Source organism: Citricoccus sp. CH26A (genome assembly GCF_000224415.1).
In the GTDB taxonomy this organism is placed as follows: Bacteria; Actinomycetota; Actinomycetes; order Actinomycetales; family Micrococcaceae; genus Citricoccus.
The window spans coordinates 93,808-103,913 of sequence record NZ_AFXQ01000012.1 but is presented as its reverse complement, the minus strand read 5'-3'; the positions used below and the strand labels follow the sequence as shown (position 1 = coordinate 103,913).

The following is a 10,106-nucleotide window of genomic DNA, read 5'->3' as shown; positions in this document are numbered from 1 at the left end:
CGGCGCCGTCGGGCCGGACGGAGCGGGGCCCGGCGGCTGCTGGGCCGGCGCCGGTACGGCGGTGGGCGCCGGTGACGGCGCCGGGGCGCCCCCGAGGATCTGGCGGGCCGTGGCCGCCGAGGCGAACTCGCAGACCACGTCGAAGCGGGCGGGCACCAGCTGCTGGACGGAGTCGAAGCCCTTGCCCTTGCGGATCGAGTGGCCGATGACCCCGAACAGCACCCAGATCCCGACGCCGAGGCCCACGGTGTAGAGCATCTGCGGACCCGTGCCGGCAGGGTCGATCAGGCTCATCAGGATGCCGAGCATCAGCCCGAAGAACGCGCCCTGCAGGGCTGAGCGCAGGGCCACGGTGGCATAGGTCTGCCGGTGGCGGATCCGCTCGACCGTGCGCAGGTCGACGCCGACGATCGAGACGGTCCGGACGTCGAAGTCCTGCTCGGCCAGCCGGTCCACGACCTTCCGGGCGTCCGCGTAGGAGTCGTAGGTGCCCAGCACCTCGCCACGGGGCAGGCCGCTGGCTGCCGGGTCGGAGGACGCGGGACCGAAGAGCATCGACATGGGTCCATTCTGCCGCTGACGACCTGGGCGGTCACCACGGGGCGCCGGTTCTCAGCCACCGGCGTAAGCACCACGATGCCGGCCCCCGGCCCCCGGTCAGCTCAGCACGTCCTTCGTGGCGAACCTGCCGTAGGCCAGCGCCCCGAACACCAGCACGTAACCGGCCTGCAGCACCGCGTTGTCGACGAAGGAGTCCCAGAGCACCGGTTGGCGCAGCAGGTCCACGAAACCGGTCCAGTGCTCGGTGAACAGCCAGGGGTGCAGCCAGTCCAGCTGCGGCAGGGAACCGGCGATCTGGGCCGCCACCGCGAGCACGGCGATGGCCGCCATCACGCCCACCGGTACGTCCGAGAGCGTCGAGAGGAACAGCCCGATCGCCCCCAGCCCCAGCAGGGACACGGCCACGTGGGCGGCGATGAGGGCGATCCGCGCGTACGACGCCCCGAGGCCGAGGGTATCCCCGGAGAGCAGCACGGCCGGCTGCACCCCGAACAGGACCAGGCCGACCAGCACCCCGGTCCCCGCGAGCACCAGCACCGCAGCGGCGCAGAACACCACGATGACCGCGTACTTGACGAGCAGCAGGCCGGCCCGCGACACGGGTGCCGTCAGGAGGTAGCGCAGGGTGCCCTGGGAGGCCTCGCCGGCGATCGAGTCCCCGGCGACCACCGCGACGGTCAGCGGCAGGAACAGCGGCACGCTGACGAGCAGTCCGACCACCGCCAGGAAGACCCCGTTGCCGGCCACCTGGTCCAGGAACGCCGGCCCGCGGCCCCGCGGCGGGCCGGTGGAGACCCGCACGGCCAGCCCGATCAGGACCGGGACCGCGGCCAGCGCGGCGAACAGGGCCCAGGTGCGCCGGCGCCGGAACAGCAGGTGCAGCTCCGAGGCGAGCATCCCGCCGGCCCGCGCGGTCCGCTCAGGCAATGTCGAACCCCTCTCCCGTCAGCTGCACGAACCGCTCCTCCAGGCTCGTTCCCTCCACGCTGAACCCGCGCACGCCCACCCCGGAGGTGACCAGCGCGGAGACGATGTCCTCGGGTGGCGGCGTGTGCGGGCCCGTGGTTGCACGCACGGTCCCGGTCCCGTCGGGCATCGGGGACAGCCCCAGGCGGGCGAGCACCCGTCCGGCGGCCTCGGTGTCCCGGGTGTGCACCACCACCCGCCCGGCCGCGGTCCCGCGCAGTTCGTCCAGCGTCCCCTGCGCCACGAGCCTGCCGTTGCTCATGACCGCCGCGTGCGTGCACACCTGCTCGACCTCGCTGAGCAGGTGGCTGGAGACGAACACCGTCAGCCCGGCCCCGGCCAGGGAGGCCACCAGGTGCCGCACCTCCCGCGTCCCCTGCGGGTCCAGTCCGTTGGTGGGCTCGTCCAGCACCAGCAGTTCGCGCTCGGCGGCCAGGGCGCCGGCGATGCCGAGGCGCTGCTTCATGCCCAGGGAGTAGGCGTGCACGGCCAACCGGGCGGCGCGCGCGAGCCCCACCCGCTCCAGCGCCTCCTCCACCCGCCGCGCCCGCGTGCGCGGATCGGAGGTGCGGTCCGCGGCGTCGAGGCGGACCAGGTTGGCCCGCCCGGAGAGGTAGGGGTAGAAGGCCGGTCCCTCCACGAGCGCCCCGACGCGGGGCAGGACCCGCAGGGCTGCCTGCGGCATCGGCTCCCCGAGCAGGCTGATGGTGCCGGAGGTCGGCGTGGCCAGGCCCAGCAGCATCCGGATCGTCGTGGTCTTGCCGGAGCCGTTGGGCCCCAGGAACCCGAACACCGCGCCGCGCGGGACGGTCAGGTCCACCTCGCGGACGGCCTGACGCCTCCCGAACCGCTTGCTCAACCGGCGCGTGCGGATGACCGGGTCCGCGTCCGGGAATGCGCCGTTCACTCCTCGCCGGTTCCGGCGCCGGCGACCTCCAGCAGCCGGTGCTGCGGCACCGGTCCCGCGAGCACCCGTCCGTCGTCCGTCAGCAGGACGTTCAGCAACGGCGTGCCCAGCACGCGGCCACCCTCGACCTCCACGGCCAGTTCGTTCAGCAGCTCCGAGCCGGCCAGTTCCCCGGGGCCGGACCCAGCGGGCATCACCACGACGGTCTCCCAGCCGTCGCCGACGACCTCGCCCCGCGCTCGGTCGCCGGAGACCGGTCCCCGGTTCCCGTCCTCCCGGGCACCGGCGGCACCGGACCATGGCCCGCAGTCAGGGAGGGTCTGCTCCTCCACCGTGGCCCCGGCGGGCGGCTCGAAGTCGAACAGGCCGGCGTCGGGCGCACCCGGGGTGAACTCCGTGAAGGCGACGCTGACGGCCGGCTCGTCCTGTCCCACCGCGCGCACCTCGACGCCGAGCGGCATGCCGGTCTGGGCATCGACGTCGACCAGGACACTGTCCACGAGTGTCTCATCGGTGCGCGGGTCCAGGCGCACGGTGTAGGCGTCCCGGCCGGAGTCAGCGGTGCCCTCCTCGACCGTGACCGTGCTGTGCGCCTCGGCCCGGTCCAGCACGCGCTCGGCGATCCGCTCCGGGGTGGGCAGGGCCCCGTCACCCCGCCACGGGTCCGTGCTCTCACCGTGCCCCGCACCGCCCGCAGGCAGGGTGGCGTGGACGGCCCGGTCCTCGACGGAGTCGTAGAACCAGAGCTCGTCGTCGTTGCGGATGAGGTTCTTCTCCTCGGCCCCGTCCAGGAGCTGCAGGCGCGACCGGTCGTGTCCGTCGGCGAAGACCCGGGCCTCGTGCGTGCCCGGCACCAGCGCGAGCAGTTCGGCCAGTCGTGCGTCCACGGCGCCGGTGTCCTGGGCCTCGGCATCCCGGACGGCCTCCCCGGGCAACTGCGGCAGGCCCAGCTCGACGCTGGCCGCCAGGCGGCCGGAGAACCCCTCGACCTCGTGCGCGGCGACCATCTCGAGCACGTCCTGGGGTGTCCTGTCCGGCAGGTCCGTCCGCGCGCTGGCCGCGATGGAGCCACCCGCCGCGAGCGCCGCGATCGTCACGCTCACCGCCACGGCGGGAGTCCACTTCTTCCATGGGCCACGGTTCATAGCCACTCGTTCCCTGGGGCGGATATCCGTGCTCCTACGGTACGCCGCCCCGGCCGCCCTGACCATGGCCCCGGTGGGCGTGTCCCTGCCCTCACCGGGCCCGGCGGCCCCCCGGGCCGACCGGTCCGGGCCGACTAGGCTGGAGGGGTGAGTGCCCCCAAGATCTTCGTCGCCCGGATGCTGGGCCTTGACGTGTTCGACCCGCTGGGCGACCGGCTGGGACGGATGCGCGACGCCGTCGTGACCGATCGCGGGCCCGGCCTGCCGCCGGTCGCGGTCGGCCTGGTCATCGAGGTGCCGGGCAAGAAGCGGGTCTTCGTGCCGATGACCCGGGTGACCTCCATGGGCTCCGGCCAGATCATCACCACGGGGCTGATCAACCTGCGCCGCTTCGAACGCCGCGGGGCCGAGCTGATGGTCGCCGGGGACCTCTTCGACCGCAAGGTCACCCTGGCGGACGGGTCCGGGAACGCCATCCTGGAGGACCTGGGCCTGGAGCGGCAGCGCAACGGCGACTGGGTGGTCAGCGACCTCTACGTCCGCCGCGACGCCGGCCGCACCGCCTTCGGCCGGGCCCGCGGTGAGCACCTGCTCGTGGAATGGGGACAGGCCCGGTGGGCCGACCAGGCCGAGCCCCAGGGCGCCACCAGCTTCGTGGCCGCCCACGAGGACCTCAAGGCCGCCGACCTGGCGGACGTCCTGCACGAGATGACGGCCAAGCGCCGCGTGGAGGTCGCCACCGAGCTGCAGGACGAACGATTGGCGGACGTGCTCCAGGAGCTGCCGGACGACGACCAGGTCGAGATCATCTCCCACCTGGACATCGAGCGCGCGGCCGACGTGCTGGAGGAGATGGACCCGGACGATGCCGCCGACCTGCTGCACGAGCTCTCCGACTCCCAACAGGAGCTGCTGCTGGAGCTGATGGAACCCGAGGAGGCCGATGACGTCCGCCGCCTCATGGAGTACGAGGAGAACACGGCCGGCTCGGTGATGACGCCGGTGCCGGTGATCATGCCCCCGGAGGCGACCGTCGCCGATGCGCTGGCCAACATCCGCCAGCAGGAGTTCACCCCCGCGATGGCCTCCCTGGTGATCGTGGCCCGGCCCCCGCTGGAGACCCCCACCGGCCGCTACCTCGGCGTGGTGCACTTCCAGCGCCTGCTGCGCTACCCGCCGCCGGAACCCCTGGGCAACCTGCTGGACAAGGACCTGGAACCGGTCTCCGACCTGCTGCCGCTGCCGGCCGTGACGCGCGAGCTGGCCACCTACAACCTGACCTGCATCCCGGTGGTCAACGAGCACCACCGCGTGGTGGGGGCCGTGACCGTGGACGACGTGCTGGACCACATCCTGCCCGAGGACTGGCGCAGCATGGACGACTCCGAGACCGAGGACGCACCGGCGCCGAGAGAGGAGGCCAGCTGATGGCAGAGAAGTCGACCGACCAGGCCCAGCGCCGGACCGGCCTGGAGACCCCGATGGGCGCCCGGGAGCGGCGTTGGCCGCGGCTGAGCCCGAACCCGGACGCGTTCGGCGAGGCCACCGAGGGGTTCGCCCGGTTCATGGGCACCCCGCAGTTCCTCCTGGCCATGACGATCTTCTGTGCCATCTGGCTGGTCTGGAACACGTTCTCCCCGGAGGCGTGGCGGTTCGACTCCGCCGCCCTGGGCTTCACCGCGCTGACGCTGGTGCTGTCCCTGCAGGCCTCCTACGCCGCCCCGCTGCTGCTGCTGGCCCAGAACCGGCAGGACGACCGGGACAAGGTGTCCCTGCGCGAGGACCGTGCGCGGGCCGAGCGCAACCTCGCGGACACCGAGTACCTGACCCGTGAGCTCGCCGGCCTGCGGATCGCCCTGCAGGACGTGGCCACGCGCGACTTCGTGCGCTCCGAGATGCGCGATGCCGTCGCCGAGATCACCGAGGAGCTCAAGGACCAGATGCGCGAGCAGGTGCGCGCCGAACTGCTCGAGGAGTTGCGCCAGGGTCCCGACGACGGCGCCCCGTACCGGGGGTCCGGCACCGTGGCGCGGAAGAAGAAAAAGAAGAAGAACCGGCCGAGCCGGGAGGCCCGCGAGCGGATCGAGGGCGACGAGGACGGCGCGCAGACCACGACGCTGGCGATCATCGCCGCGGAGGAGGCCGCCGTGGACACCGAGACCAGCAAGGACGACACCACGGAATGACAGACACCCCCGAACTCACCACGCCACTGGAACGGGCCGCCTGGGAGCGCCTGGGCTCCGTCCTGGATCCCGAGCTGCGGCGCCCGGTCACCGAGCTGGGCATGGTCGCCTCCGTCACCGAGGGTGGTACCGGGCGTCCGGTCGAGGCACTCGCCACCAGCCCGCAGGCCGACTCCCCCGGGCACCTGACGATCGGCATCCGCCTGACCATCGCGGGTTGTCCGCTGCGGGACACCATCACCGGGGACGTCGAGCGGGCCCTGGACGGACTGCCGGGATGCTCGGGCTCCGAGGTCGTCATGACGGTGATGACGCCCGAGCAACGAGCCGCCCTCAAGGACCGGCTCACCGCCGGGCGACCGGCCAACCCCTTCGGCCAGTCCACCCTGACCCGCGTCTACGCGGTGGCCTCCGGCAAGGGCGGGGTGGGCAAGTCCACCGTCACCGCCAACCTGGCCACCGCGCTGGCCGCCCGCGGCCTGGCGGTGGGACTCGTGGACGCGGACATCCACGGCTTCTCCATCCCCGGGCTGCTGGGGACCGCGGAGCGCCCCACCCGCGTGGACGAGATGATCCTGCCCCCCGTCGCGCACGGCGTGAAGGTCATCTCCATCGGGATGTTCCTGGACACCGACCGCCCGGTCGCCTGGCGCGGACCCATGCTGCACCGGGCCCTGGAGCAGTTCGTGACGGACGTGTACTGGGGTGACCTCGACGTCCTGCTCGTGGACCTGCCCCCGGGCACCGGTGACATCGCCATCTCCGCCGCGCAGCTGATGCCCACCTCCGAGCTGCTCGTGGTGACCACCCCGCAGCAGGCGGCGGCCCAGGTGGCGGCGCGCTCGGGGGAACTGTCCGAGCAGACCGGCCAGCAGGTGGCCGGCGTGGTGGAGAACATGGCCGCGATGACCCTGCCGGACGGTACGGTGCTCGACCTGTTCGGCAGCGGTGGCGGGCGGCTCGTGGCCGACCGGCTCTCGGCCGCGCTGGGCCAGCCGGTCCCGTTGCTGGGTTCGGTCCCGCTGGACCCCGTCCTGCGCCAGGACGGCGACGGCGGCACCCCCGTGGTCCTGGCCCATCCCGGCTCGGCGGCCGGCACCGAGCTGCGGCGCATCGCCGACGCCCTGGCCGTCCGCCCGCGTGGACTCTCGGGAGTGCGGCTGCCGGTCAGCCCGCGGGACTGATCCGGGACCGCCCCCGGTGACCGCGCTCGATCCCGGTGCCCGGACGTGCGCTCAGGTCGCCTCGGTGTCGAAGGGTGCCGGGCGGGCCGCGGCGGGCGGGCCGGCCGGCTCGGCGTCGGCCTCGTCCGGCACGGTCTCATCCGCCCCGGTTCCGGCCGGCGTCGGGGCCTCGATCTCCGCCGCGTCCGGGGCCGATGACCCGGCGCCGCTCGGCGACGAGGTGGTGCGACGCGCGGTGGAGGAGCCGAAGAACAGTGCCCGGGGGTCCATCTCCTTCAGGTCCTCACGGAGGGCATCTCGTTCGGATCGGACGGCGCCGAGGTCGTTCCGCAGGGTCTCGCGGGTGTCGGACGGGGTCCTCGCCACGGTCGATCCGGTGCCCGGCCCGGAGCCCCGGCGGTCCGCCCCGGGATCGTCGACCGGGTCGGCCAGGGCCTCGCGGATGATGCGGCGGGGGTCGTACTGGCGGGGGTCGTAGCGGCGCCAGTCGATCTCGTCGAAGTCGGTCCCGGTCTCGTCCCTGAACTGGACCTTGGCCCCTTCGGCCATGCGCCGCAGAGTGCGGATCCACTCGGTGAGCTTGCGCGTGTACTCGGGCAGTTTCTCCGGGCCGAGCACCAGGACGGCCAGGATGATCAGGATGATCAGTTCTGCACCGTTGATTCCGAAGGTCACGGGACCCCAGACTACCCGAGCACCGGAGGCCGCCCGCGACTGCTTCGGCACGGCGTCACCGGCGTTGGGGCTCCGTCCCGTCCGTCCCGTCCGTCCACGGGAGGATGCGCTCGAAGCCCCGCGCCAGCCGGTCGCCCGGCGATTCCGGTGCGGCGCCGCCCTGCACGCGCGAGCGCTCCGAGATGACCACCATGGACATCACCCGCGGGGCACTCTCGACGGGCAGGTCCGAGTCCACGGTGTACCCCGCCTGGGAGGTGGCCAGGGCGGCGGTCCAGGAACCGTCGGCGTGCTCGCGCAATTGCATGTCCAGGCCGACCGGCAGCCGGACGACGTCGGCGCCCGTCCAGGACAGCGGACCGGTGACCGGCGTCGCGGCCCGTTCCACCGCGGGACCGCTGCGCAGGTCCCAGCCGACCGGGCAGGACGGTACCGGTTCTGCGTCCGGCAGCGTCCGGCACTCGTGGAACTCCAGGGTGTGACCGGCACCGGTCAGGGTCATCACCACCTCGGTGAATCCCTCCCCGCGCTGCCAGCCGGTCGACATGGCGGGCATCCCGAGCCCGTGGAACGTCGGCACGTTCCAGCCCGCCTGGCGCAGGTCGGTCACCATCGAGGGCGTCAGCGTGCCCGCCGTGTCCGGGGTGATCCCGGCCGCCGAGGACAGGATCGAGCCGGCAGGCGCGTGGTCCGGCACCGATGACACGGACGCGGCACCCGAGGATGCACCGGACATCGACGCGGCGGCCGGGCGGCCGGAGTCGGTCTCGGGGACCGCAGAGGAGTCCCCGGCGAAGGACAGGAACTGGAACTGGCCGGCCTGCGGGTCCCGGGCCTCCGGGTCACCGGCGACCCACGCCGACATCAGGACACCGGAGGTGAGCAGTCCCAGGGCTCCGAGACCGAGCACGACCTTCCAGCCGGCCACTCCGTCGCGGCGCTCCAGCACGGGAACGGACCGCTGCCCGGCACCCTCCGGACCGGACGGGTCAGACGACGGCCCGCGAACCGGTCCGAGGGATGACACGGCGCGGAGGATGCGTTCGCGCTGACCGACCTCGCGGCGGCAGTCGGCGCAGTCCGCCAGATGGGCGGAGACGCGTGCGCGGGAATAGGGGGTCAGGGCGCCCTCGATGAAGGAGTCCAGACGGCTCCGGGGATGCAGGGCGGCCATCAGCCCTCGTCCGTCCCTCCGGCGGGCATTCCCGGGGAGGAGATGGAGGCACTGGGGCCGGAAACGCGGGGGCCGGAACGGCTGTCAAGAGTGCTGGGAGGGGTGGTGCAGTCGGTGGGGATCACGGCCGACGACTCCTTTCCGTACCCGACCAGTGTGCCCCGGCTTTCTGGGAGGAGCCTGAGCACACGCCCAGGTCGCCGTAGACTGGGGTGCCGCGACTGACGACAGGACGCCGCAACCGACGACAGAATCGAGCCCGCCCCATGAAGGCCCTGAGCCCCCACCAGACGGACAAGCATGCCAGCTGGGCCTTCGCCGAGTCGCGTCCGGATGAGGACGAGGTCATGCTGCGGGCCCGCGAGCGCTCGGCAGACCTGGGCATCGTCCCGGTGAGCGAGGGCACCGCCGCCCTGCTGACCGTGCTGGCGGCCACCCGGTCCCCCGCCACCCTGGTGGAGATCGGCACCGGGGCCGGGGTGTCCGGTCTCGCCCTGATGCGCGGGCTCGCCCGCACCTCCATGCTGACCACGATCGACCCGGACGCCGAGGCGCTGCGGGCCGCCCGCGAGGCCTTCGCCGACGGCGGGTTCCCGGCCAACCGGACCCGGATGATCACCGGCCGGGCGCGCACCGTGGTGCCGCGGCTGACCAGCCGGTCCTACGACATGGTGTTCCTCGACGCGGACAAGGCGTCCCTCGTCTTCCACGTGGAGCAATCCGCGCGGCTGCTGCGCCCGGGCGGGCTGTTGGTGGTCAACGACGCACTGGACCAGGACCGCGTCCCCAAGCCCGCGGTGCGGGAGGCCTCCACCGTGGCCGCCCGGGAGGCCGGCAAGCTCCTGCGTGACGAGGAGCAGTGGTTCTCCGCCCTCGTCCCGACCGGTACCGGCGTGCTGGCGGCCGTCCGGCGCTGACCGCCGGATCGGCACTGACCGTCGGAGCAGCACCGCCCCGGTGCACCGGCACTCCCCGCGCGACCAACGCTCCCGGCGCTCGCCCTCATGCACGAGACCCCCGGACCCGCCGTGCGGCAGGGATCCGGGGGTCTCGTGCGATACCCGTGTCACGAGGCGGGACGTCAGCCCTCGGTGACCCCGACGAGGCACTCCTTGAGCGAGTTGGCCTCCTCGTTGTTGAGCTCGAGGACCAGTCGTCCGCCGCCGTCAATCGGCACGCGCATGATCAGGCTTCGTCCCTCCTTGGTCACTTCCATGGGACCATCCCCGGTACGAGGCTTCATGGCTGCCATCTGTGTTCCCTTCTCAACTGCGGGTCCCGTGTCACGCTGGGGCCGCACGGTAGTTC

At 73.0% G+C, this 10,106-nt stretch carries 11 protein-coding genes; 4 read left to right on the top strand and 7 right to left on the bottom strand.

The features are described 5' to 3' along the window. The 4 genes from CITRI_RS0109230 to CITRI_RS20215 form a co-directional block, all read right to left on the bottom strand. Positions 1–561 (bottom strand): general stress protein (locus CITRI_RS0109230; protein WP_010144474.1); only part of this gene is annotated, 561 nt, incomplete at its 3' end. 96 nt (positions 562–657) lie between these two features. Then, a complete protein-coding gene (locus CITRI_RS0109225) occupies positions 658–1,458 on the bottom strand; it encodes an ABC transporter permease (RefSeq protein ID WP_010144472.1) in 801 nt (266 codons plus the stop codon). A gap of 22 nt (positions 1,459–1,480) precedes the next feature. After that, positions 1,481–2,434 (bottom strand): ABC transporter ATP-binding protein, encoded by a 954-nt coding sequence (locus CITRI_RS0109220; protein ID WP_010144471.1) that lies wholly within the window; start codon positions 2,432–2,434, stop codon positions 1,481–1,483. Beyond that, entirely contained in the window at positions 2,431–3,579 is a 1,149-nt protein-coding gene (locus CITRI_RS20215; protein ID WP_040386204.1) for a hypothetical protein, read from the bottom strand. Before CITRI_RS20215 ends, CITRI_RS0109220 begins: the two co-directional genes overlap by 4 nt. A 147-nt stretch (positions 3,580–3,726) precedes the next feature. Between CITRI_RS20215 and CITRI_RS0109210 the strand changes: the two genes are divergently transcribed. The 3 genes from CITRI_RS0109210 to CITRI_RS0109200 are packed head-to-tail and all read left to right on the top strand — an operon-like array spanning position 3,727 to position 6,949. Beyond that, positions 3,727–5,007 carry a magnesium transporter MgtE N-terminal domain-containing protein gene (locus tag CITRI_RS0109210; RefSeq protein ID WP_010144469.1) on the top strand — a complete coding sequence of 427 codons (1,281 nt, stop codon included), beginning with the start codon at positions 3,727–3,729 and terminating at the stop codon, positions 5,005–5,007. Further along, positions 5,007–5,765 carry a DUF1003 domain-containing protein gene (locus tag CITRI_RS17115; protein ID WP_010144468.1) on the top strand — a complete coding sequence of 253 codons (759 nt, stop codon included), beginning with the start codon at positions 5,007–5,009 and terminating at the stop codon, positions 5,763–5,765. Before CITRI_RS0109210 ends, CITRI_RS17115 begins: the two co-directional genes overlap by 1 nt. Continuing rightward, positions 5,762–6,949, top strand: a complete 1,188-nt coding sequence (locus CITRI_RS0109200) for an Mrp/NBP35 family ATP-binding protein (protein WP_010144467.1) — start codon at positions 5,762–5,764, stop codon at positions 6,947–6,949. The genes CITRI_RS17115 and CITRI_RS0109200 overlap by 4 nt, the downstream gene beginning before the upstream one ends. Before the next feature lie 51 nt (positions 6,950–7,000). Here the strand turns inward: CITRI_RS0109200 and CITRI_RS19795 are convergent, their stop codons facing one another. Both CITRI_RS19795 and CITRI_RS0109190 read right to left on the bottom strand, forming a co-directional pair. Further along, positions 7,001–7,624: a twin-arginine translocase TatA/TatE family subunit gene (locus CITRI_RS19795; RefSeq protein ID WP_010144466.1), complete on the bottom strand. Its 624-nt coding sequence runs from the start codon at positions 7,622–7,624 to the stop codon at positions 7,001–7,003. A gap of 55 nt (positions 7,625–7,679) precedes the next feature. After that, positions 7,680–8,798, bottom strand: a complete 1,119-nt coding sequence (locus CITRI_RS0109190) for a zf-HC2 domain-containing protein (protein ID WP_010144465.1) — start codon at positions 8,796–8,798, stop codon at positions 7,680–7,682. Positions 8,799–9,064: 266 nt separating this feature from the next. On the opposite strand from CITRI_RS0109190, the gene CITRI_RS0109185 reads away from it, so the two are divergent. Then, positions 9,065–9,715, top strand: a complete 651-nt coding sequence (locus CITRI_RS0109185) for an O-methyltransferase (RefSeq protein ID WP_010144464.1) — start codon at positions 9,065–9,067, stop codon at positions 9,713–9,715. A 164-nt stretch (positions 9,716–9,879) separates the two neighbouring features. Here CITRI_RS0109185 and CITRI_RS18960 read toward each other — a convergent pair whose 3' ends face one another. Continuing rightward, positions 9,880–10,050, bottom strand: coding sequence for a DUF3117 domain-containing protein (locus CITRI_RS18960; RefSeq protein ID WP_083843390.1), 171 nt, complete (start codon positions 10,048–10,050; stop codon positions 9,880–9,882). Between the last annotated feature and the right edge of the window lie 56 nt (positions 10,051–10,106).